This is a genomic window from Nocardioides anomalus (assembly GCF_011046535.1).
Taxonomy (GTDB): Bacteria; Actinomycetota; Actinomycetes; order Propionibacteriales; family Nocardioidaceae; genus Nocardioides; species Nocardioides anomalus.
The window spans coordinates 2850036-2871733 of the sequence record NZ_CP049257.1 but is presented as its reverse complement, the minus strand read 5'-3'; the positions used below and the strand labels follow the sequence as shown (position 1 = coordinate 2871733).

26 protein-coding genes are annotated in these 21698 nt (G+C 73.4%); 11 read left to right on the top strand and 15 right to left on the bottom strand.

Annotated elements, in window-relative coordinates; translation table 11 throughout:
• Positions 1–24: 24 nt before the first annotated feature.
• On the top strand, positions 25–1506 hold the full coding sequence (locus tag G5V58_RS14440; RefSeq protein ID WP_165234039.1) for an MFS transporter: 1482 nt from the start codon (positions 25–27) through the stop codon (positions 1504–1506).
• Positions 1507–1510: 4 nt separating this feature from the next.
• On the opposite strand, the gene G5V58_RS14435 is transcribed toward G5V58_RS14440, so the two are convergent.
• The gene (locus tag G5V58_RS14435) at positions 1511–2377 is read right to left on the bottom strand and encodes an aldo/keto reductase family oxidoreductase (protein ID WP_165234036.1); all 867 of its coding nucleotides are present in this window, start codon (positions 2375–2377) and stop codon (positions 1511–1513) included.
• Positions 2378–2453: 76 nt separating this feature from the next.
• On the opposite strand from G5V58_RS14435, the gene G5V58_RS14430 reads away from it, so the two are divergent.
• Positions 2454–3527, top strand: a complete 1074-nt coding sequence (locus G5V58_RS14430; protein WP_230486634.1) for an Atu2307/SP_0267 family LLM class monooxygenase — start codon at positions 2454–2456, stop codon at positions 3525–3527.
• Here the strand turns inward: G5V58_RS14430 and G5V58_RS14425 are convergent.
• Entirely contained in the window at positions 3524–3976 is a 453-nt protein-coding gene (locus G5V58_RS14425; RefSeq protein WP_165234033.1) for a DinB family protein, read from the bottom strand. The genes G5V58_RS14430 and G5V58_RS14425 overlap by 4 nt on opposite strands.
• 22 nt (positions 3977–3998) lie before the next feature.
• Between G5V58_RS14425 and G5V58_RS14420 the strand changes: the two genes are divergently transcribed.
• The 3 genes from G5V58_RS14420 to G5V58_RS14410 are packed head-to-tail and all read left to right on the top strand — an operon-like array spanning position 3999 to position 6327.
• Entirely contained in the window at positions 3999–4823 is an 825-nt protein-coding gene (locus G5V58_RS14420; RefSeq protein ID WP_165234029.1) for a hypothetical protein, read from the top strand.
• Complete coding sequence (locus tag G5V58_RS14415) at positions 4820–5551, top strand: endo alpha-1,4 polygalactosaminidase (RefSeq protein ID WP_165234026.1); 732 nt, start codon at positions 4820–4822, stop codon at positions 5549–5551. Before G5V58_RS14420 ends, G5V58_RS14415 begins: the two co-directional genes overlap by 4 nt.
• Positions 5542–6327: an alpha/beta fold hydrolase gene (locus tag G5V58_RS14410; RefSeq protein WP_230486633.1), complete on the top strand. Its 786-nt coding sequence runs from the start codon at positions 5542–5544 to the stop codon at positions 6325–6327. Before G5V58_RS14415 ends, G5V58_RS14410 begins: the two co-directional genes overlap by 10 nt.
• A 12-nt stretch (positions 6328–6339) precedes the next feature.
• On the opposite strand, the gene G5V58_RS14405 is transcribed toward G5V58_RS14410, so the two are convergent.
• Positions 6340–7416, bottom strand: a complete 1077-nt coding sequence (locus G5V58_RS14405; RefSeq protein ID WP_165234022.1) for an oxidoreductase — start codon at positions 7414–7416, stop codon at positions 6340–6342.
• A gap of 22 nt (positions 7417–7438) precedes the next feature.
• A complete protein-coding gene (locus G5V58_RS14400; protein ID WP_165234020.1) occupies positions 7439–7969 on the bottom strand; it encodes a CGNR zinc finger domain-containing protein in 531 nt (176 codons plus the stop codon).
• Between the two features lie 102 nt (positions 7970–8071).
• Between G5V58_RS14400 and G5V58_RS14395 the strand changes: the two genes are divergently transcribed.
• On the top strand, positions 8072–8980 hold the full coding sequence (locus tag G5V58_RS14395; RefSeq protein WP_230486632.1) for an EamA family transporter: 909 nt from the start codon (positions 8072–8074) through the stop codon (positions 8978–8980).
• 3 nt (positions 8981–8983) lie between these two features.
• Here the strand turns inward: G5V58_RS14395 and G5V58_RS14390 are convergent, their stop codons facing one another.
• On the bottom strand, positions 8984–9202 hold the full coding sequence (locus tag G5V58_RS14390) for a hypothetical protein (RefSeq protein ID WP_165234016.1): 219 nt from the start codon (positions 9200–9202) through the stop codon (positions 8984–8986).
• A gap of 192 nt (positions 9203–9394) precedes the next feature.
• Between G5V58_RS14390 and G5V58_RS14385 the strand changes: the two genes are divergently transcribed.
• Positions 9395–9811 (top strand): ATP-binding protein, encoded by a 417-nt coding sequence (locus tag G5V58_RS14385; RefSeq protein ID WP_165234013.1) that lies wholly within the window; start codon positions 9395–9397, stop codon positions 9809–9811.
• 13 nt (positions 9812–9824) lie between these two features.
• Here the strand turns inward: G5V58_RS14385 and G5V58_RS14380 are convergent, their stop codons facing one another.
• The 6 genes from G5V58_RS14380 to G5V58_RS14355 all read right to left on the bottom strand — a co-directional run bounded on the left by G5V58_RS14380 (position 9825) and on the right by G5V58_RS14355 (position 14479).
• A complete protein-coding gene (locus tag G5V58_RS14380) occupies positions 9825–10151 on the bottom strand; it encodes an STAS domain-containing protein (RefSeq protein ID WP_165234010.1) in 327 nt (108 codons plus the stop codon).
• A gap of 85 nt (positions 10152–10236) precedes the next feature.
• Entirely contained in the window at positions 10237–10524 is a 288-nt protein-coding gene (locus G5V58_RS14375) for a DUF1905 domain-containing protein (RefSeq protein ID WP_165234007.1), read from the bottom strand.
• Between the two features lie 11 nt (positions 10525–10535).
• Positions 10536–10991, bottom strand: coding sequence for a hypothetical protein (locus G5V58_RS14370; protein WP_165234004.1), 456 nt, complete (start codon positions 10989–10991; stop codon positions 10536–10538).
• A gap of 22 nt (positions 10992–11013) precedes the next feature.
• Positions 11014–12105: an AI-2E family transporter gene (locus G5V58_RS14365; RefSeq protein ID WP_230486631.1), complete on the bottom strand. Its 1092-nt coding sequence runs from the start codon at positions 12103–12105 to the stop codon at positions 11014–11016.
• 89 nt (positions 12106–12194) lie between these two features.
• The gene (locus G5V58_RS14360; RefSeq protein ID WP_165233999.1) at positions 12195–13613 is read right to left on the bottom strand and encodes a coiled-coil domain-containing protein; all 1419 of its coding nucleotides are present in this window, start codon (positions 13611–13613) and stop codon (positions 12195–12197) included.
• 104 nt (positions 13614–13717) lie between these two features.
• Complete coding sequence (locus G5V58_RS14355; RefSeq protein WP_165233996.1) at positions 13718–14479, bottom strand: SDR family NAD(P)-dependent oxidoreductase; 762 nt, start codon at positions 14477–14479, stop codon at positions 13718–13720.
• Positions 14480–14545: 66 nt separating this feature from the next.
• Here G5V58_RS14355 and G5V58_RS14350 point away from each other — a divergent pair, with 66 nt between their 5' ends.
• Positions 14546–15145, top strand: a complete 600-nt coding sequence (locus G5V58_RS14350) for a TetR/AcrR family transcriptional regulator (RefSeq protein ID WP_165233970.1) — start codon at positions 14546–14548, stop codon at positions 15143–15145.
• Here the strand turns inward: G5V58_RS14350 and ccrA are convergent.
• Entirely contained in the window at positions 15123–16460 is a 1338-nt protein-coding gene (gene ccrA, locus G5V58_RS14345) for a crotonyl-CoA carboxylase/reductase (RefSeq protein ID WP_165233968.1), read from the bottom strand. The genes G5V58_RS14350 and ccrA overlap by 23 nt on opposite strands.
• Before the next feature lie 54 nt (positions 16461–16514).
• The gene (gene mce / locus G5V58_RS14340; protein ID WP_165233966.1) at positions 16515–16967 is read right to left on the bottom strand and encodes a methylmalonyl-CoA epimerase; all 453 of its coding nucleotides are present in this window, start codon (positions 16965–16967) and stop codon (positions 16515–16517) included.
• Positions 16968–17045: 78 nt separating this feature from the next.
• Here mce and G5V58_RS14335 point away from each other — a divergent pair, with 78 nt between their 5' ends.
• Together G5V58_RS14335 and meaB are read left to right on the top strand one after the other, a co-directional pair.
• The gene (locus tag G5V58_RS14335; protein ID WP_165233964.1) at positions 17046–18242 is read left to right on the top strand and encodes an acetyl-CoA C-acetyltransferase; all 1197 of its coding nucleotides are present in this window, start codon (positions 17046–17048) and stop codon (positions 18240–18242) included.
• On the top strand, positions 18226–19188 hold the full coding sequence (gene meaB, locus G5V58_RS14330; RefSeq protein WP_165233962.1) for a methylmalonyl Co-A mutase-associated GTPase MeaB: 963 nt from the start codon (positions 18226–18228) through the stop codon (positions 19186–19188). The genes G5V58_RS14335 and meaB overlap by 17 nt, the downstream gene beginning before the upstream one ends.
• On the opposite strand, the gene G5V58_RS14325 is transcribed toward meaB, so the two are convergent.
• A complete protein-coding gene (locus G5V58_RS14325) occupies positions 19146–20543 on the bottom strand; it encodes an MFS transporter (RefSeq protein WP_165233959.1) in 1398 nt (465 codons plus the stop codon). The two genes, meaB and G5V58_RS14325, sit on opposite strands and share 43 nt — an antisense overlap.
• A 92-nt stretch (positions 20544–20635) precedes the next feature.
• Here G5V58_RS14325 and G5V58_RS14320 point away from each other — a divergent pair, with 92 nt between their 5' ends.
• Entirely contained in the window at positions 20636–21436 is an 801-nt protein-coding gene (locus G5V58_RS14320; RefSeq protein ID WP_165233956.1) for a MerR family transcriptional regulator, read from the top strand.
• 21 nt (positions 21437–21457) lie between these two features.
• Here G5V58_RS14320 and G5V58_RS14315 read toward each other — a convergent pair whose 3' ends face one another.
• Complete coding sequence (locus tag G5V58_RS14315) at positions 21458–21652, bottom strand: hypothetical protein (protein ID WP_165233953.1); 195 nt, start codon at positions 21650–21652, stop codon at positions 21458–21460.
• Positions 21653–21698: the final 46 nt, after the last annotated feature.

Sequence of the window (21698 nt, the reverse complement as noted above, 5' to 3'; positions counted from 1 at the left end):
CCTCTCAGGGGTACCGATCGCGGCATGAGCGTGGAGACAGGGCGCATCACCACCGACATCCCGGCCCGGCTCGACCGGCTGCCGTGGGCGCGGTGGCACTGGCTGGTGGTGATCGGGCTCGGCACCGTGTGGATCCTCGACGGTCTCGAGGTCACCATCGTCGGCTCGATGTCGGACGCGCTCAAGCCGGACGGCGACGGGCTCGGCATGAGCAGCTTCCAGGTCGGCTTCGCCGGGGCGGCGTACGTGGCGGGTGCGTGCGTCGGGGCCCTGTTCTTCGGTCAGCTCACCGACCGGCTGGGCCGCAAGAAGCTGTTCATGGTCTCCCTCGGCGTCTACACCGTGGCGACCGTGCTGACGGCGTTCTCGATGAACCCGGCGTGGTACTTCGCCGCCCGGTTCCTCACCGGCACGGGGATCGGCGGCGAGTACGCGGCGATCAACTCCGCCATCGACGAGCTCATCCCGGCCAAGTACCGCGGCCGCGTCGACGTGGCCATCAACGGCTCGTTCTGGGTGGGCGCCGCCGGTGGCGCGCTGCTCACCATCCCGCTGCTCGACCCGACGGTCATCGACCAGGCGTGGGGCTGGCGCCTCGCGTTCGGTCTCGGCGCGGTGCTGGCCGTCGGCATCCTGCTGGTGCGCCGCAACGTCCCGGAGAGCCCGCGCTGGCTGTTCATCCACGGTCGCGAGGAGGAGGCGGAGAAGATCGTGCGCGACATCGAGCGCACGGTCGCCGACGAGAGCGGCGAGCAGCTGGGCGACGTCTCCGACACGATCACCATCCGACAGCGCAAGACCATCGGCATCCCGCTCATCGCCAAGACCGTGTTCACGCTCTACCCCAAGCGCACGGTGCTGTGCTTCTCGCTGTTCGTGGGCCAGGCGTTCCTCTACAACGCGTTCTTCTTCACCTACGGCGACACCCTCAGCACGTTCCTCGACGTCAAGCAGACCGGCTGGTACATCGCGGTCTTCGCGGCCAGCAACTTCATCGGCGCCCTGGCCCTGAGCCGGCTGTTCGACTCCCTGGGCCGGGTCACCATGATCACCGGCACCTACGTCGCATCGGGCGTGCTGCTCGCGGTCACCGGTGTGTTCCTCGGCAGCTTCAGCGCGGTCACGCTGACCCTGATGGGCTCGATCATCTTCTTCATGGCCTCGGCCGGCGCGAGCGCGGCGTACCTCACCGCGAGCGAGGTCTTCCCGATGGAGACCCGCGCGCTGTGCATCGCGTTCTTCTACGCCATCGGCACCGCGGCCGGCGGCATCTCCGGCCCGCTGTTCTTCGGCTGGCTCATCGACCGGGGCACCGCCAGCGGCGACATCGGCACCATCGCGATCGGCTACTACGTCGGCGCCGCGCTGATGGTGATCGGCGGGATCACCGAGGCCGTCCTGGGCGTCAAGGCCGAGGGCCAGTCGCTGGAGAGCATCGCCCAGCCGCTGACGGCCGACGACGACGCCGACAGCTCGGGGCCGGCCAAGGAGCCGGCCCCGGCCTGATCGCCTAGCGCCCGAGGGCGTCCAGCTCGGCCACCGCGTCCTCGGGCAGGTGCAGGCCCGCGCCGGCGACGTTCTCGCGCAGGTGGGCCCGCGAGGACGTGCCCGGGATGAGCAGGATGTTGGGTGAGCGCTGGAGCAGCCAGGCCAGGGCCACGGCCAGCGGCGTGGCGTCCAGGCGCGCGGCCACCCGGTCCAGGCCCTCGGACTGCAGCGGGTTGAAGCCGCCGAGCGGGAAGTACGGCACGTAGGCGATGCCCTGCTCGGCCAGGCTGTCGACCAGCGCGTCGTCCTCGCGGTGGGCGATGTTGTACATGTTCTGCACGCACGCCACCGGCGCGATGGCCTGGGCCTCGGCGACCTGCCCGGCGTTCACGGTGCTGAGCCCGATGTGCTTGACCAGACCCTCCTGCTGGAGCTCGGCCAGGGCCTCGACCTGCGGGGCGACCGTGCCCGCTCGCGGGGTGTCGAAGTCGCCCATCCGGATGTTCACCACGTCCATCGCCTCGAGGCCCAGGCGCTCGAGGTTGTCGCGGACCTGCTGCTTGAGCTGCTCCGGCTCGCGGGCCTCGGGCCAGTTGCCCTCGTCGTCGCGGTAGGCGCCGACCTTGGTCACCAGGACCAGGCCGTCGGGGTACGGCGCGAGCGCCTCGCGGATGATCTCGTTGGTCACGTAGGGGCCGTAGTAGTCCGAGGTGTCGATGTGGTTGATGCCCAGCTCGACGACCTCGCGCAGCACGGCGACCGCCTCGTCGCGGTCCTTCGGCGGTCCGAACACGTGCGGGCCGGCGAGCTGCATCGCGCCGTACCCCATCCGGGTCACCTCGAGGTCGCCGAGGTGGTAGGTGCCGCCGGGCAGTTCCTGGTTGGTCATGACCCCAGCCTGCCCCGCGCGTGGGCCCCGCGGGTAGGAGGGTCGGTCCCACCCTCGGCCACCTACCATCGTCGGCGTGGTGAACGACGCCCGCCTGGGCACCCCGCACGCGCCCACCTTCGGCCTGGACACCTTCGGCGACCTGGAGCGCACCGCGGACGGCGACCCCGTGCACCACGCGGTGGCGCTGCGGCAGGTGGTCGAGGAGGCGGTGCTGGCCGAGGAGGTCGGCCTGGACTTCTTCGGCGCCGGCGAGCACCACCGCGCCGACTTCTCGATCAGCGCGCCCGACGTGCTGCTCGCGGCCATCGCCGGTCGCACCCGCCGGATCCAGCTCGGCACCTCGGTGACGGTGCTCAGCTCCGAGGAGCCGGTCCGCGTCTTCGAGCGGTTCGCCACCCTCGACGCCGTCTCGCGCGGCCGGGCCGAGATCACCGCCGGGCGTGGCTCGTTCACCGAGTCCTTCCCGCTCTTCGGGCTGCCCCTGGAGCAGTACGAGGTGCTGTTCTCCGAGAAGCTCGAGCTGCTGGTCGCCCTCCTGGAGGAGAAGCCCGTCAGCTGGCAGGGCACGGTGCGCCCGCCGCTGGAGGGCGTCGAGCTGTTCCCCAAGACCGAGGACGGGCTGGCGCTGTGGGTCGGCGTCGGCGGCACCCCGGAGTCCGTGGTCCGCGCCGCGTCGTACGGCCTGCCGCTCGTCGTCGCCGTCATCGGCGGCTCACCCGAGCAGTTCGCCCCGCTGGTCGACCTCCACCACCGCGCGCTCGAGCACTACGGCCACCCGAGCCGCCCCGTGTCGATGCACAGCCCGGGCCACGTCGCCGCCACCGACGAGGAGGCGCGCGAGCAGATGTTCCCGCACCAGGCCGAGTCGTTCACCCGGATCGGCCGCGAGCGCGGCTGGGGCGCCTACACGCGCGAGCAGTTCGACGCCAACGCCGGGCCGACCGGCTCGATCTTCGTGGGCTCGCCCGAGACGGTGGCCCAGAAGATCGCGTGGGCGATGCGGACCCTGGGCCTCTCGCGCTTCCAGCTCAAGTACGCCGTCGGCGCGCTGCCGCACGAGCAGCGGCTGGAGTCGATCCGGCTCTACGGCACCCAGGTCGTGCCGCGGGTGCGCGAGCTGCTCGGCGTGCAGCCCGCCGACTTCTAGCGCGTCGCGTAGAGGTCGCGCAGGAGGGCGACCTCGGCGCCGTGGTGGATGACCTCCCGGTGGATGTGGGTCACGATCGCGGCCTTCGGCGCGTCCGACCACGGCCCCTCGGCCGGACCGCAGGGCGTCAGGAGCCCGTCCTCGCCGAGGTCGCGGACCCCGGTGGTCCAGGTCTCGTACTCCTCGTCCAGGCGGTCCAGGGCCGCGGCGGCGGTGGTGCCGAACGGGTAGTCGGCCTCCGCCACCGCAGCACGGCCGAAGTGGCGGGCGCTGCGGTCGGCCAGGGCGTAGGTGACGTGGTCGAGCCGCCAGGAGATCGTGGTGACGTCACCGCCGGGCTCCCAGTGCAGCTCGGCGTCACTCAGCCCGTCCAGGCGCGGGCGCAGCTGGTACTCCCAGTGCCAGGTGAGCTGGTCCAGGAGGAGCGCGTTCCAGCCAGGGGCGGTCATGGCGTCACCGTACGCTCGGACCATGGAGTGGTTCATCGTCCTGCTCGTCGTCGTCGTGCTGGGCGCGGTCATCTTCGTGGCCGGTCGCCGCAACCAGGAGCGCCAGCTCGAGGCCAAGCGCGCCGAGCTCGAGCCCGTGCGCCAGCTGGCCGACGAGGACGTCACCGCGCTGGGGACCGAGCTGCAGGAGCTCGACCTCGAGCTGAGCGGGCGGGCGCTGGACACGGGCGCGCGCTCGGACTACCAGCGGGCGTTGGACGCCTACGAGTCGGCCAAGGTGGCGGTCACCCGGATCGAGCAGCCCGAGGAGGTCCGGCACGTGACCGAGATCCTCGAGGACGGGCGCTACGCGATGGCGTGCGTGCGGGCACGGGTGGCGGGGGAGCCGCTGCCGACCCGGCGCGCGCCGTGCTTCTTCGACCCCCGCCACGGGCTGTCGGTGGAGGACGTGGACTGGACGCCCCCGGGCGGGGCGCCGCGCCAGGTCCCGGCGTGCGCGCTCGACGCGCAGCGGGTCCACGCGGGCGCGGAGCCGGACAGCCGGCAGGTCATGGTGGGCGCCCAGCGGATGCCCTACTACGAGGCCGGGCCGGCCTACTCGCCGTACGCCGCGGGCTACTTCGGCGCCGGCATGCCGATGCTGTTCACCGGCCTGTTCGTCGGCTCCATGCTCGGCGGCGGCTGGGGTGACGGCGGCTACGACCAGGGCTACGACCAGGGCTACCAGGACGGCGGCGACTCCGGCGACGGTGGCGGCGACGGTGGCGGCGGCGGGGACGCCGGCGGGGGCGACTTCGGCGGTGGCGGGGACTTCGGCGGCGGTGACTTCGGGGGCTTCGACTTTTGATCGCGGCGCTCGTCGGTCTGCTGGCCGTCGCGGTGACCGCCCTGCCCACGGGCACCGACGTCGACTACCAGCTCGGCGGGGCGGCGGCGCCCGCCGCGAACGTCGGCATCGTGGTGCGCGACCGCACCGAGCCGCCCGCGCCGGGGGTCTACGACGTCTGCTACGTCAACGGCTTCCAGACCCAGCCGGACGCGCAGCGGTTCTGGCGCCGGCACCCCGGCCTGGTGCTGCGCCACGCCGACGGCACCCCGGTGGTCGACGAGGCCTGGGGCGAGCAGCTGCTCGACCTGCGCACGCCGGCGAAGCGCAAGGCCCTGGCCCGCATCGTCGGGGGCTGGACGCGAGGCTGCGCGGCCGACGGCTACCAGGGCGTGGAGTACGACAACCTCGACTCCTTCACCCGCAGCGACGGCCTGCTGAAGCGCCGCCAGGCCACGGCGTACGCCGCGCTGCTCGTCCAGGGCGCGCACCGGGCCGGGCTGGCCGCGGGCCAGAAGAACCTGGCCGGCTGGGACGGCACCCGTGTGGGCTACGACTTCGCGGTCGCCGAGGAGTGCGGGCGCTACGACGAGTGCGGCGACTACGTCGACGACTACGGCGACCAGGTGCTGATGGTCGAGTACCGCCGGCGCGACTTCGAGCGCACCTGCGCGGCGTACGGCACGACGCACGCCGTCGTGCTCCGCGACCGCGACCTCACGCCCACCGGGGTCCACGCGTGGTGCTGAACGACCCCCTGCACACCCTCGAGCTCGGCGACGCCGGCAGCCGGGTCGTCTTCTGCCACGGGCTCTTCGGGCAGGGCCGCAACTTCACCGGGATCGGCAAGGTGCTGGCCGAGCGGCACCGCGTCACGCTGGTGGACATGCCCGACCACGGGCAGTCGCCGTGGAGCGATCGGTTCGACTACCTCGCGGCCGCCGACCAGGTCGCCGACCTGCTGAGCACCGACGACCCGGTCGCGCTGGTCGGGCACTCCATGGGCGGCAAGATCTCCATGCTGGTCGCCCTGCGCCACCCCCAGCTGGTCGAGCGGCTCGCGGTCGTGGACGTCTCGCCGGTGCCCTACGACCACTCGGCGGAGTTCGAGGGCTACCTGCGCGCCATGCGGGCCATCGACCTGGACACCCTGGCCTCGCGGGGCGAGGCGGACCACGCCCTGCGTGAGGCGGTGCCCAACCCGACCGTGCGCGGCTTCCTGCTGCAGAGCCTGCGCCGGGAGGGCGACGGCTGGCGGTGGTACCTCCACCTCGACCTGCTGGCCCGCGACCTGGACCGGATCACCGACTGGCCCGAGGACCGGCTGTCCGGCACCGCGCCGTACGCCGGACCGGTGCTGTGGATCGGTGGCGCGGAGTCGGACTACACCCACGCCGACTACGTGGCGGCGATGGACCGGTGGTTCCCGCACAACCGCCGGGTGCGGATCAAGGGCGCCGGGCACTGGGTGCACAGCGAGCAGCCCGAGGTCTTCGTCGAGGTGCTCAAGCGCTTCGTCGACTGAGCGGGTCGCGGGTCAGCGGGAGACGAAGTCGTCCCAGTTCGTGGCCAGATAGTCCACGAACGCCGGGCCGACGTGCTCGGCCTCGAGGTGCTCCCGGCTGACCGGCTGGGATGTGGAGACGAAGCCGGGGTCGGCCAGCACCCGCCGCGCGAAGTCGTGGTGGAGGATCGCGCCGGTGCCGATGCTCACGAAGTCGGCGCCGCGGTCCAGGCACCAGGTCACGTCCGGGCCGGACAGCACCTTGCCGGCGTATCCCAGCCGGACGCCGTGGCGCGGCAGGTCGGCGAAGTGCTCCAGCAGCAGCGGCCCGTCCTCCCGGCCGTGCGGGTGCTTGCGGACGTCCCACAGCGACAGGTCGAGGTAGTCCAGGTGGCCGCCGGCGAGCACGGTCGCGGTCAGGTCGGCCGCCTCACCCAGGTCGATGCCGAAGCGCTCGGGGGAGAGCCGCAGCCCGAGCTGGAACGCCGGGCCGGTGGTCTGACGGATGCCCTCGAGGACCTCGAGCAGGAACCGGGAGCGGTCCTCGGCCGAGCCACCGTAGCCGTCCTCGCGGTGGTTGTGCCGGCCGTCGAGGAACTGGCCGATGAGGTAGCCGTGGGCGCCGTGCACCTCGACGCCGTCGAAGCCGGCCCGCTCGGCGCGCCCGGCCGCGGCCACGAACGCGTCGACGGCTGCGTGCACCTCGCCGGTGCTCAGTGCCCGCACGCCCTTGGCCTCGTCGGTCCACGGCGCGACGAGCCTGTGCCCGGAGACCGCGGCGTCGGCGCGCAGGCCGCCGTGGTGCAGCTGCACCGACGACACGGCGCCCTCGGCCCGCAGCTCCTCGGCCAGCCGGGCCAGGCCGGGCCTGTGCCGCTCGTCGCTGATGCCGAGCTGGCCGTCCCACGCCTGGCCCTCCGGGGCGACGTACGTCGCGCAGCTGAGCACCATGCCGAACCCGCCGCGGGCGCGCGCGACGAGCCAGTGCCGCTCGTCGTCGCTCAGCGTGCCGTCGGTCTCGCTCTGCTTGTTGGTCAGCGGCGCGAGGGCCATCCGGTCGGACCACGCCGGGCCGCGGAGCAGGTCGAGGGGAGCGGCGGGGTCGGTCACGCCCCCATCCTCGCGTGCGGCCTCAGCGCTGCCGCGCGCGGTAGGCCGCGACCGCGTTGCGGTTGCCGCAGGTCGTGGAGCAGTAGCGCTTCGAGCGGTTGCGGGACAGGTCGAGCACGACCCCCTCGCAGGTGTCGTCGGCGCACACCGAGAGCCGGGACAGCTCCTCGGCGCGCAGCACGTCGACCATGGCCATCGCGGTCTCCACCACGATCCGCTTCTCCAGCGGGGCGTCGGGGTCGATGGCGTGGATGTGCCAGCCCAGGTCGTCGTGACGGACCAACTGGGGGACCGCGTCGGCCTCGTGCAGCATGGCGTTTAGCAGCGCCACCGCCTGCTCCTCGTCGGCGGTGAGCAGCTCGCGCAGCCGCCCCCGGACGGCTCGCACCGACTCGAGCTCCGCGCGGGTGCGCTCGTGGCGGCCGGTGTAGCCGTTGTCGTCCCAGACCCGGTCCAGGTCGGCCACCTCGGTGAGGGTGTCCGGCTCCAGGGCGCTGTTGGCCAGCGTGACCGCGGCGCTCAGGGCGAGCTCCGTGTCATGAGTGAAAAGCACGTTGACAGATTACCGCACTCCTTCGTAGTGTCATCTGTCATGACGGCTGTGACTCATGACAGGGCGCCGGCGGCGGCGCCGGCCTCACGGCTCGGGGCCGGGATGGCCCTGGCGGTCGTCTCGGCGGTGAGCTTCGGGCTGTCGGGCGCGTTGGCGCGCGGGCTGTTCGACACCGGCTGGAGCGCCGGCGCGGTCACCCTGGTCCGGGTCGGGCTCGCCGCGGTGGTCCTGCTGCCCTTCGGGCTGGCGTCCCTGCGCGGGCGGTGGCACCTGCTGCGCAGCAACGCGCGGGTCGTGCTGGCCTACGGCACGCTGGCCGTCGCGGGTGCGCAGTTCTGCTACTTCTCGGCCATCCAGCACATGCAGGTCGGCCCCGCGATCCTCATCGAGTACACCGCCCCGGCCGCCGTGGTGGTCTACCTCTGGCTGCGGCACGGGCAGCGACCCGGGCCGCTGACCCTGCTCGGGGCCGGCCTGGCCGCGCTCGGGCTGGTCCTGGTCCTCGACCTGCTCTCGGGCGCGGAGCTCTCCGTGGTCGGCGTGCTGTGGGCGCTCGGGGCCATGGTCGGCTGCGCGTCGCACTTCGTGATCTCGGCCCGCGAGGACGGCGGGCTGCCGCCGCTCTCGCTGGCCGCCGGCGGCCTCCTGGTCGGCACGGTGCTGCTCGGCGCGCTCGCCCTGGTCGGCCTGCTGCCCATGCGCGCCGCGACCGTCTCGGCGACGTACGCCGACCGGGCCGTCGGCTGGTGGCTCCCGGTCCTGCTGCTCGGGCTGGTCACGGCGGCGGTGGCCTACGTCAGTGGCGTGATGGCCAACCGGCGGCTCGGCTCGCGGCTGGGCTCGTTCGTCGCCCTGCTCGAGGTGCTGGCCAGTGTGTGCTGGGCCTGGTGGCTGCTCGACGAGCTCCCGGGGGCGGTCCAACTGCTCGGTGGCCTGCTGATCCTGGCCGGTGTCGTCGCGGTCAAGCTGGGGGAGCGGGCCGTGGTCACGGCCGAGCCCGTCCCCGCCTGAGCGCTACTCCGCGCCCTCGCTGCGCGGTCGCTCGTCCTCGTCGTAGCGCACGGCCTCGTCCGGGAAGCTCTCGCCCACCGGGTGCTCGCCGGCGGGCGAGCCCTGAGCCGGGTCGTAGCGGCCCTCGGCGGCCGCGCCCTCGGTCGTCGAGGAGGGCTCCTGCTCCTCCTCGGCGTCGTCGAGCCGGCCGGTCCGTCCTGTGTCGCCCTGGTCGCTGGTCATGGCTGAGCCGTACCCAGGCCGGGTGGCAGCACACGCCGCGGGAGTGGGGTACCACTCCTCCGGATGGGTGTCGGTCCGGCGCCGTGTCAGCCCGAGGCTGACGCGCTAGAGTCGCGCCGTCCGACCAGAGGGAGCATCGGGGGGTGCCGGTTGGAGAGCGGTGACGGCGCGCCGACGCGCTTGGAGCGGAGCATGCGGCTGAACCACGACCCGGGGGCCGGGATGCTGGCCCGGGCCGCCGTGCGCGACCTGCTGGCCGACCACCAGACCACCGACGAGCTGCGGCACGACGCGGCGCTGGTGGTCTACGAGCTGGTGGCCAACGCCGTCCTGCACGGCCGGCCCGAGAGCGACGGCCGGATCAGCCTGGACTGCCAGGTGCGCGGCGACGAGCTCGTCGTCGTGGTCACCGACGGCGGCACCGACGGCGAGGTCCGGATGGGGGACCTGGACCGCGACGCCCCGCGCGGGCGCGGCCTGGCCATCGTGGACGCCCTGGCCAGCTCGTGGTCGGTCGACCGCTCCGACGGCACCGTGGTGCGCGCCGTCGTACCCCTGCGCTGGCCGGTCGCCGTCGAGGACGGCGCCGAGACGGAACGGGCCGGCTAGGGCCCACGCCGGCTCAGGAGGTGAGGCCGCCGAACTCGGTCTCGTGGTCCAGGCCGCAGATGGTCAGCAGGCGCTGGGCGATGGTGCCCTCGGGGGCCACGAGCACGAGGTCGCCGCCGTTGCGGCGCAGCTTGGCCTGCGAGGTGGCCAGCACGCCGATCGCGGGGCTGGGCATGAACGTGACGTCGCCCAGGTCGAGCCCGAGGCTCTGGGTGTACTCCTTGGTCACCTTGCCCAGCTGGTCACGCAGCTCGACGGTGGCGGGTTCGTCCAGCTCTCCGTGCACGACGAGCAGACCCCGTCCCTCGTCGAACTCAGCCTGGAACTCTGGGGCGGTCACAGCGGCACCCTAACCTGCCCCCCCTCGGCGTCGGACCGCCCCAGGGGGTGTCCCGACCCGGGGGGTCGCGCAGGTCACGTCCGGCTCAGACGTCGAGCCCGAGCCGGACCGTCACCTCGTCGCCGAGGCCGAACCCCTCGGCCGCGCGCAGCCGGTCCTTGAGGGGCACGTAGTACGACCCGTCCTTGGGCCAGAGGGCCGTGGAGACGGTGGTCGCACCGACGCTCACCTGCACCGGGACCATGCCCCAGCCGTAGGTGATCGCGCCGGCCACGTCGGCGATGGCGGCGGCGTCGTCGTCGGGCACCCGCACGAAGTGGTACGGCGCGGGGCCGCGCCACTCGAAGACCCGCTCGGTGAACTCCAGCTGCACGGGCGGGCTCCCTAGCGGCCGTGGAAGTCGTCGAAGCGGTCGCGCACGTCGCTCAGGATCCCGTCGAGCACGGCCATCAGCCGGTCGTGCTCGCCGCGCAGCTCCTCGGGCCGGTCGTGCATGGTGCGGATCTCGCGCCGCACGTCGGTGAGCCGCTGCCACAGGTCGGCCCGGTCACTGAGGATGGCCAGCCGCCCGATGGCGGCACGGGCCTTGGAGTTGTGCTCGTAGACCACCTGGGCGCGGGCGGCGTCGTCCTCCGGCGTGCCGGTCGGCTTGTGCAGCGCGCGGTCGAAGGAGACGCGCTCGAGCTCGTAGAGGGCCTCCGCGCAGTCGCCGTACGCCGCGACCTTGGCGGTCACCAGCTCGGTCTCGACCAGGCCGCGGGTCTGCCAGCGCGCGGTGAGGTACGCCGCGAGGAGGGTCGAGAGGAAGCCGAGCGCGGCGACGGCGACGGTCGCGTCCACCCCGGCTACCCGCGGGCCCCTGCTACCGGGCGTCCTGGCGGCGCACGAACACCTCGCGCGTGAGCATGAGGACGGCGGCCGCGGTGGGGATGGCCAGCAGCGCGCCGACGACCCCGAGCAGCGCCGCACCGACGAGCGCGGCGATGACGGTGACCGCGCCGGGCACGTCGACCGACTTCGACATCACCCGTGGGTAGATGAGGTAGTTCTCCACCTGCTGGTAGACGACGTAGAAGACGATGCAGAGGATGCCGGTCTTGGGGTCCTCGGCGAACGCGATCGCGGTGACCACGACGGCGCCGATGGTCGCTCCGATCATCGGGATCACGTCGAGCAGCGCCACGACGAAGGCCAGCGCGACGGCGTACTTGCCCAGGCCCACGGCGAACAGGAAGACCAGCGACGACAGCCCGGCGCACATCGCGACGATGAACGCGCCGGAGACGTAGCCGCCGACGCTCTCGACGATCCGGTTGCCCAGCCGGCTCACCCGGTCGCGGCGGCTGGCCGGGGCGAGCCGGTAGAGCGCCTTCTTGGTGGTGTCGAGCGAGGACAGGAAGTAGAGCGTCAGCACCAGGATGATGAAGGCGTTGAACAGCGCGCTGAGCACGCGCAGCCCGATGCCGATCGCGCCCCCGAACAGGGTGCTGACGAAGTCACCGCCGGTGACGTAGTCGCGGGCCTTGTCGATGACGTCGTACTCGTCGTCGAGGTCCTTGACCGTCTGGTTCTGCTGGAGCTGGTCGAACCACGTCGGCGCCTGGTCGGTCAGCGACTTCACCTGGTCGGTGATGACCGGGACGATCGCGACCAGGAACAGGACCACCGCGACCAGCACGGCCGCGATGACCACGACCACGGCGTAGCTGCGGCGCAGCCCACGGCGCTCGAAGAAGGTGACGGCCGGGTTGAGCCCTGCGGCCAGGAACAGCGAGACCACGATCAGGATCAGCGTGGAGCCGATCGCGGCGATGTTGGTCAGCAGCCAGTAGGCCACCAGCGCGCCCACGGCTCCGACGAAGCCCATGTAGAACGGGGCACGGTGGTCCAGCGGTGGGCCGGGCTGGCCGAGCCGCGAGTCGTCGGCGTCGCCCTCCGGGGGGGTCCTCGACACCCTCGTCGTCGGTCCCCGGGTCCCGGGCCTCCGCGGGCGCATCCGCCACGTCCTTGCTCACGCCTGCCAGTGCCCGGTCGTGGCCCGGCTCAGGCGTCGTCGTCGCCGAAGCCGGCCACCACGTCGCGCAGGGAGGCCAGCTGGGCGGTGATCGCGTCGCGGCGCTTGGCCAGCCGGTCGACCTCGGCGCGCAGTCCGGCGACCTGGCGCTCGAGCTCGGCGTCACCGCTCGCGGTGACCGACTCGGCCTGCGTGGTGGCGGCCTTGACGATCTGCTCGGCCTCGCGGCGGGCGCGGACCAGGATCCCCTCGGCCTCGCTCTGCGCGGCGCTGCGGGCCTCGGTGGCCTGGGTGACCGCCTCGCGGGCGCGCTCCTCGGCCTGGGTGGCCCGGGCCTCGGCCTCCTCGACCAGCCGCTTGGTCTCGGCCAGGGCGCTGGTGTGGTGCTCGGCGGCCTCGCGCGCCAGGCGCTCCTTGTCGACGGCGAGCATGCGGCGGGCCTCCTGGACCTCGCGGTCCACGGCGGCCTTGGCCTGCTCGGCCTCGCGCTGGGTGCCGGTGCGCAGCTCGGTGGTCTCCTGCTGGGCGGCCAGGCGGAGCTGGTCGGCCTCGCGCTGGGCGCTGGCCACCAGGTCGGAGGCCTGGGCCTTGGCGTGCTGGCGCTCCTGCTCGGCCTCGGTCGTCACCCGGGAGCGGTGGTCGTCGAGCTCCTTGGTGTGCACGACCCGCAGCTCCTCGGCCTCGCGCGAGGCGTCGGCCTTGATGGCCTGGGCGTCGCGGGCCGCCTGCTCGCGGATCTCGTCGGCGTCGCGCTGGGCCACCGCGCGCATCTCCGCGGCCTCCTCCTCGGCCAGGCGCAGCATCGCGCTGGCGCGGCCGCCCAGTCCGGCGTACGACGGGGTGGAGGCCTCCTCGGCCTGCCGGCGGGCCTCGGCCAGCTCGGCGTCGAGCGAGGCGGTGCGGGCCTCCGCGGCGGCGACGCGCTGCTGGAGGTCGGCCTGCTCGCCGGCCAGCTGCCGCAGCCGCGCGTCCACCGCGACCTTGTCGTAGCCGTTGCGGCGCACCGTGGGCAGCGGCGGGGGCGGCGGCACGGGGGCGGCCGCCGGCTGGGGAGCCGGGGCCGCGGCAGTCGCGGCGACCGGGGCGCCCGAGCGGGGGAACGGCGTCGTCTCGCTGGGCGGCGGGGGCAACACCGGCCGCTTGGGGACCTGGCGGGTCTGCTCGGGCCGCGCGGACGCGGGCGTCGCCACGGCCACGGACTCCTCGCTGTCGGCCGCGTCGTCGAGCGTGAGCTGCTCGTCCCCGGCCTCGGCCGCTTCGGCGTCGTCCGTGGTCTCGGCCACCTCCGCCACGGCCTCGTCCTCGTCGAGCTCCTCGGCGTCCTGCGCGTCCTGGGCGTCGGCCGGCAGGGCGGGGATCACCTGCGTCTTCTCGCCGTCGACGTCACCGGTGGCCCGGTCGCGCGGCGCCTTGTCGAAGATCGAGAGACCCTGGTCCTGGTTGCTCATGGGGGGACGAGCTCCTTCGCATGGGGACGAGCGGACGCCGCCCATCCTCCACGATCCGGCCGCCTTTGGCACACCCGGTCTGGCGGGTCGCGTGAGGCGGGAGGTCAGGAGGCGACGACCGCCACGCCGGTGCGCCCGCCGTCCACGTCGAGCACCGTGCCGTGCACGAACGCCGCGTCGTCCGAGGCGAGGTAGACCGCCGCCACGGCGATCGCCTCGGGCCGCCCGACCGCATCGGCCGGCGTACCACGCATCATGCCGACCGCCAGCCGCTCGAGCTCCGAGCCCGCGTCGGCCACCACACCCGGCGAGACCGCGTTGACCCGGACGCCGCCGGGACCGAACTCGGCCGACCAGGCCCGGGTGAGGGTCTCCACCGCCCCCTTCGAGGCGGAGTACGCCGACCCGCCCGGCACGCCCAGGCGCGCGATCCAGGAGCCGATGTTGACCACCACGCCGCCGCCGCGCTCGGTCATGCCCGGGACCAGGGCGGCGGTGAGGAAGAACGGCGCCTTGACGTTGACCGCGAAGATCCGGTCGAAGGTCTCCTCGTCGGTGGTCAGGGTGGTGCCGGCCGGGTAGACCCCGGCGTTGTTGACGAGCACGTCCACGCGGCCGAGCGCGGCCACCGCGGCGTCGGCCAGGGCCCGGGACCGCCCCGGGCTGCCGTCGAGGTCGGCGGGGACGAAGTCGGCGCGGCCGCCGGCCGCGCGCACCTGCGCGATCACGGCCGCGCCGCGCTCGGGGTCGCGCCCGCTCACCGCGACGTGGGCGCCGGCTGCGCCGTAGGCGAGGGCGATCGCTCGCCCGATGTTGCTGGTGGCGCCGGTGACCAGTGCGGTCCGGCCCTGCAGTCGGGTGTCCATGCCGGCGACGCTAGGGAGCAGAAATTGGACTTCCAAGTCCAGGATCCGGGTGGCAGGCTCGACGGCGTGGTGGGGCTGAGTGCCAAGGGCGCGGCGACCCGGGAGCGGATCGTCAGCGGTGCGGCCGAGCTGCTGCGGACCGAGGGCATCGTGCACACCACGCTGGACGACGTGCTGGCCCGCACGCGCACCAGCAAGGGCCAGCTGTTCCACTACTTCCCCGGTGGCCGCGAGGAGCTGCTGCTCGCCGTGGCCGAGCTCGAGGCGGCCCGGGTGCTGAGCGACCAGGAGCCGCACCTGTCGGACCTGACCTCCTGGGCGGCGTGGCAGGACTGGCGCGACGCGGTCGTGGCGCGCTACGTGCGGCAGGGACCGGACTGCCCCCTGCACGCCGTGATGACCCAGGTCGCCACCGGGACGCCGGGCTCGCACGCCGTGGTGGTCGCCCTGATGTCGGCGTGGGAGGGCGCGCTCCGGACCGGCGTCGAGGCCATGCAGGCCGCGGGGGAGGTGGCACCCGAGGTCGACGCGGCCGCGGCCGCACGCGCCCTGGTGGCCACCGTGCAGGGCGGCGTCCAGGTGCTGATGGCGACCGGCGACGCCGGCCACCTCGAGGCGGGCCTGGACCTGGCCCTGGCCGGGCTCAGACCCCGCGGAAGCGGTTGATCGCGTCCTCGTGCTGGGCCCGGAACTCCGGGTCGCGCACGCCGAGCCCCTCCTCGGGGGCCAGGCAGAGCACGCCGACCTTGCCCTGGTGGGCGTTCTGGTGCACGTCGAGGGTGGCCTGGCCGACCTCGGTCAACGGGTAGCTCCTGGACAGGGTCGGGTGGATCCGGCCCTTGGCCACCAGCCGGTTGGCCTCCCACGACTCGCGGTAGTTGGCGAAGTGGCTGGAGATGATCCGCTTGAGGTTCATCCACAGGTAGCGGTTGTCGTACTCGTGCATGTAGCCCGAGGTCGAGGCGCAGGTGGTGATGGTGCCGCCCTTGCGGGTGACGTAGACGCTCGCCCCGAAGGTCTCACGGCCGGGGTGCTCGAAGACGATGTCGATGTCCTCGCCGCCGGTGAGCTCGCGGATCCGGGCGCCGAAGCGCTTCCACTCCTTGGGGTCCTGGGTGCGCTCGTCCTTCCAGAACCGGTAGCCCTCCTCGTTGCGGTTGATGACGAGCTCGGCGCCCATGGAGCGGCAGACCTCGGCCTTGTCCTCGGAGGAGACGACGCAGACCGGGGTGGCGCCGCCGTTGAGGGCGTACTGCGTGGCGAAGCCGCCCAGGCCGCCGCTGGCCCCCCAGATGAGGACGTTGTCGCCCTGCTTCATCTGACCGCCGTGGTGGCTGACCAGCTGGCGGTACGCCGTGCAGTTGACCAGGCCGGGGGAGGCGGCCTCCTCCCAGGTGAGGTGGTCGGGCTTGGGCATGAGCTGGTTGGCCTTGACCAGGGCCACGTCGGCGAGGCCGCCGAAGTTGGTCTCGAAGCCCCAGATCCGCTGCTGGGGGTCGAGCATCGTGTCGTCGTGGCCCATGTGGTCCTCGAGCTCGACGCTCAGGCAGTGGGCGACGACCTCCTGGCCGGGCTTCCACTTGGTCACGCCGGGTCCGACGCGGAGCACGACGCCGGCCAGGTCGGAGCCGACCACGTGGTAGGGCAGGTCGTGCCGCTTCGTGAGGGGGGAGAGCCGGCCGTAGCGTTCGAGGAAGCCGAAGGTCGAGACCGGCTCGAAGATCGAGGTCCAGACGGTGTTGTAGTTGATCGCCGACGCCATCACCGCGACCAGGGCCTCGCCGGGTCCGAGCTCGGGGACCGGCACGTCCTCCACGTGGAGGGACTTGCGGGGGTCCTTCTCCTTGGTCTCCATGCCCTCGAACATGTCGACCTCGTCCTTGCGGACCAGGGCGGCCCGGTAGGACTCCGGCACGTCGAGGTGGGCGAACTCCTCGGGGGCGGTGTCACCAGCGAGGATGGCGTCGAGGATCTGCTGCATGGCCGGAGGTTACCCTTCAGTAACAGTCGGGATGAGCGAAATGTGACCTGGTCGTCAGTGGTGGGTGGCGGCCGGCTCGACGAGCTCGACCAGGACGCCGCCGGCGTCCTTGGGGTGCACGAAGTTGATCCGCGAGCCGGCGGTGCCGCGCCGCGGCTCGTCGTACAGCAGCCGCAGGCCGCGCTCGCGCAGGGTCGCGCTGACGGCGTCGACGTCGGTGACGCGGTAGGCCATCTGCTGGATGCCCGGGCCGGAGCGGTCCAGGAACTTGGCGATCGTGGACTCCTCGCTCAGCGGGGCCAGGAGCTGGATGCAGGAGCCCGAGTCGCCGACCGCCATCATCGCCTCGCGCACGCCCTGCTCCTCGTTGACCTCCTGGTGCACCAGGCGCATGCCGTACGTCGAGGAGTAGAACCCGATCGCCGCGTCGAGGTCCGCGACCGCGATGCCGACGTGGTCGATCGCGGTGAAGAGACCGGGGTCGAGGGCTGACGTGTCCGAGGTCATGCCCGGCATGGTTACAGATCCCTAACCGCGGAAGTAGTCTCGCCGGAGAGTCGTTGGTCACGTCCTGGAGGTCACCGCATGTCAGAGAACCCGTCCGTCATCGTCGCCGGCGCACGCACTCCGATCGGACGGCTCCTGGGCGGTCTGAAGGACCTCAGTGCGGCTGACCTGGGCGGCGTGGCCATCCAGGGCGCCCTCGAGAAGGCGGGTGTCGCGCCCGAGCAGGTCGACTACGTGATCATGGGCCAGGTCATCCTGGCCGGCGCCGGGCAGAACCCGGCCCGGGGCGCCGCGGTCGCCGCCGGTATCCCGATGACCGTCCCGTCGATCACCATCAACAAGGTGTGCCTGTCCGGCCTCAACGCGATCGCGATGGCCGACCAGCTCATCCGCGCCGGTGAGGTCGAGGTCGTCGTGGCCGGCGGCATGGAGTCGATGACCAACGCGCCGCACCTGCTGCCCAAGTCCCGCGAGGGCATCAAGTTCGGCGACGTGAAGCTGGTCGACTCGATGGCCTACGACGCGCTCTTCGACCAGGTCACCTCCCAGGCCATGGGCATGCTGACCGAGGAGATCAACGGCGCCGCGCAGAACCTGACCCGCGAGGAGCAGGACGAGTTCGCCGCCCGCTCGCACGTGCGGGCCGCCGAGGCGTGGAAGAACGGCGTCTTCGACGACGAGGTGGTCCCGGTTCCGGTGCCGCAGCGCAGGGGCGACCCGGTCATGGTCACCACCGACGAGGGCGTGCGCGGTGACACCACCGCAGAGTCGCTGGGCAAGCTGCGCCCGGCGTTCAGCAAGGACGGCACCATCACCGCGGGCTCGTCCTCGCAGATCTCCGACGGCGCCGCGGCCGTGGTCGTGATGAGCAAGGCCAAGGCCGAGGAGCTCGGCCTGGAGTGGCTGGCCGAGATCGGCGCGCACGGCATGGTCGCCGGCCCCGACACCTCGCTGCAGCTGCAGCCGGCCAACGCCACGACGCTGGCCTGCCGCAAGGAGGGCATCGAGCCCACCGACCTGGACCTGGTCGAGTTCAACGAGGCCTTCGCGGCCGTGGGCATCTCCTCGGCCCGCGAGCTGGGGCTGCCCGACGACAAGGTGAACGTCAACGGCGGCGCCATCGCGCTCGGCCACCCCGTCGGCATGTCCGGCACCCGCGTCGTGCTGCACCTCGCGCTGGAGCTCCAGCGCCGCGGCGGCGGCGTCGGCGCGGCCGCGCTGTGCGGCGGCGGCGGGCAGGGCGACGCCCTCATCGTGCGTGTCCCGCAGCAGTAGCCAGGACGTCGGCGACCTGGTCGCGCGCGCCCGGGCCGGTGAGCCGCGGGCGGTCGCGCGACTGGTCTCGATGGTCGAGGACGGCTCGCCGCAGCTGCGCGAGGTGATGGCGGCGCTGGTGCCGCACGCCGGCCACGCGCACGTCGTCGGCATCACCGGCTCGCCCGGCGTCGGCAAGTCCACGACCACCAACGCCCTGGTGGGTGAGCTGCGCGCGGCCGGGAAGCGGGTCGGCGTGCTCGCGGTGGACCCGTCCTCGCCCTTCAGCGGTGGCGCGCTGCTCGGTGACCGGGTGCGCATGCAGGACCACGCCACCGACCCGGGTGTCTACATCCGCTCGATGGCCTCGCGTGGGCACCTCGGCGGCCTGTCCTGGAGCACCCCGCAGGCCCTCCGCGTGCTCGACGCGGCCGGCTGCGACGTGGTCCTGGTCGAGACCGTCGGGGTAGGCCAGAGCGAGGTGGAGATCGCCGGGCTGGCCGACACCACCGTCGTGCTCATGGCCCCCGGCCTCGGCGACGGCGTGCAGGCGGCCAAGGCCGGGATCCTGGAGATCGGCGACGTCTACGTCGTCAACAAGGCCGACCGTGACGGCGCCGAGCAGGTCCGCCGCGAGCTGCGCTCGATGATCGCCCTGGGCGAGCGCCCCGAGGGGGCGTGGAAGGCGCCCATCGTGCTCACCGTGGCCCCGTCCGGGCGCGGGCTCGACGAGGTCGTCTCCGAGCTCGACCGGCACCGCGCGTGGCTGGGGGAGTCCGGCGAGCTGGCCCGGCGGCGTACCCGCCGGGCCCGCGAGGAGATCGAGGCCATCGCCGTCGCCGCGCTGCGCGAGCGGTGGGAGGGGCTCCAGCACGACGACCTCGACGCGCTGGCCGAGGCCGTCGTGGCCGGGGACACCGACCCCTACGCCGCGGCTGACGAGCTGGTGGCGAGCGCCGCCCGCTGAGCCGGCGCGGTCCGCGGCCGGCCCGGCAGGAACGCCGCGGCCGCGGCCACAGCCAGGGTGGTCACCACCAGGTAGACCAGGCCGGCCTCGAACGCCGCCGGGCCCGTCCGGGCGAAGAAGACGATGCCGACCAGGGCGACGCCCAGGGCGTTGGCGACCTGCTGGACCGTCGACGAGGTCGCCGAGACCGTGCCGGCCTGCGCGGGCGCCACCGAGCCCAGGGTCACGCCGACCAGCCCGGAGAGCGCCACGCCCATGCCGGCGCCCCCGACCGCCAGCCCGGGCACCAGGGCGGCGAGCGGGCCGTCCGCGGCCAGCAGGAGCAACAGGTGGCCGGCCCCGAAGGTGAGCGCGCCGGCCGCCACGCCCAGGCGCGGCCCGAGACGACCCAGGACGGCGCCGGCCTGGCGGCTGCCGGCCATGTAGGGCAGTGCGACCGCGGTGAAGACCGCGCCCGAGGCGAGCGCGCCCAGGCCGCGGGTGTCCTGGAGGTAGAGGGCCAGGACCAGGAAGTACGCCGCCATGCCCGAGAAGAGCGCGCCGAGCCCGAGCAGCCCGGCGGCGACCGGGCGGCTGCTCAGCGCGGCCAGGTCCACGAGCGGGTGGGTGAGCCGCCGGCCGCGCAGCACCGCCAGGGCGCCGGCCGCGACCGCCGCGGCCAGGGTCAGCCACGTCCACAGCGGCCAGCCGAGCCGCTCGCCCTCGACCAGGGGCAGCACCAGCGCGGTGAGCGCGCCGACGACCAGCACCGTCTCGAGCGGGTCCGGACGGGGAGTGGTCAGCCGGACCTCGGGCAGCAGCCGCGGTCCGGCGACCAGCGCGGCGAGGCCGATCGGCACGTTGATGAGGAAGATCGAGCGCCAGCCCGACCCGGCGACGTCGAGGTGGATCAGCAGCCCGCCGACGAGCTGTCCGGAGGCCGCGGCCACGCCCATCACGGTGGCGTACGCCGCGAGCGCGCGCAGCCGCGCCGGGCCGGCGTACACGTCACCGATGAGGGCCAGCACCGTCGGCCCGACCGCCGCGGCGCCGGCGCCCTGGAGCAGTCGGGCGGCCAGCAGGGTGTCCGCGTCCGGGGCCAGTCCGCAGGCCGCGGAGCTGATGACGAACAGTGCGGTGCCGAGGAGGAAGACGCGCCGGCGCCCGTACCGGTCGGCCAGTCGGCTCGCCGGCAGCAGCAGGCCGCCGAAGGTGAGCCCGTAGCCCGCGACCAGCCACTCCAGCGTGGTCGGGTCGGCGTCGAGGTCGCGCTGCATCGAGGGGAGCGCGACGTTGACGATGAAGAAGTCGAGGACGATCAGGAAGACGCCGGTCAGCAGGACCGCGAGCGGCCCTCGGCGGAAGGTCTGGTTCATGACGACGGTTCTCGCGCCTCCCGCCACGGGAGGGTCAAGACCCGCCGCGCGCGTCTGGACCCTCCCCCTGCAGGAGAGTGCAGGCTGGGGCCATGAGCGAGCTGAGCATCGGGGACTTCTCCCGGATGACCTTCCTGACGGTGAAGGCGCTGCGGCACTACCACGACGTCGGCCTGCTCGAGCCCGCGCGGACCGACCCGAGCAGCGGCTACCGCTACTACGCCCCCGCGCAGGTCGCCCAGGCCCGGCTCATCCGGCGGCTGCGCGACCTCGACCTGCCCGTCGAGGAGGTGAAGGCGGTGCTGGCGGCCCCCGACGACACGACCCGCGACGCCGTGCTGGTCGAGCACCTGGACCGGATGAGCCGCCAGCTCGCCGAGGTGCAGGGGACCGTCGAGTCCCTGCGGCGGATGCTGTCGCCGGACACCGAGCCGATCGGCATCACCTACCGCGACATGGACCCGCAGCTGTTCGTGGCCATCACCGAGCACGTCGGTGGCGACGACGCCGTGGCCTGGTGGCTGGACGTGTTCGCGGAGCTGCACCGCTTCGTGCGGACCCGGGGCCTCACCCGGGCCGGGACGGACGGGACGGCGTTCCCCACGGCGTTCTTCACCGAAGGCGCCGCCGAGCTCACGGCGTTCATTCCCGTCGACCGCGTCTCGTCCCTGGGCGGTCGGGTCGAGGTGCTCTCCCACCCGGGTGGGCGCTACGCCGTGGCGACGCACGACGGGCCGATGGTCGACCTGGACGCCGCCTACACCGCGGCCGGCCGCGCGGCGCTGGAGCAGGCGCTGGCCTCGGACGGACCGGTGGTCGAGCGCTACCTGCCGCTCGGCGACCCCGAGGACCTGCTCGCGCACCGCACGGAGGTCTGCTGGCCGGTGGCCTGAGCGGGACGGGCCGAGGTCAGCTCAGGACGCGACCGCGTCGTGCTCGTAGAGCGAGTGGAGCTGGACGTAGCAGGTGCTCCACCGCCGCACGCCGTCGATGTCGCGGTGCTCGAAGGCGGTGGCCGCCATCCGCGAGGCCAGCCCCATGGCGAACTCGGGCGCGCGGGCCAGGCTCGCGTACAGCAGCACGTAGGAGGAGTTCGGCAACGCGGTCACGGACTGGCTCCTGTGCCGGTACGTCGGGAGTGGTGGTCCAAGTCAA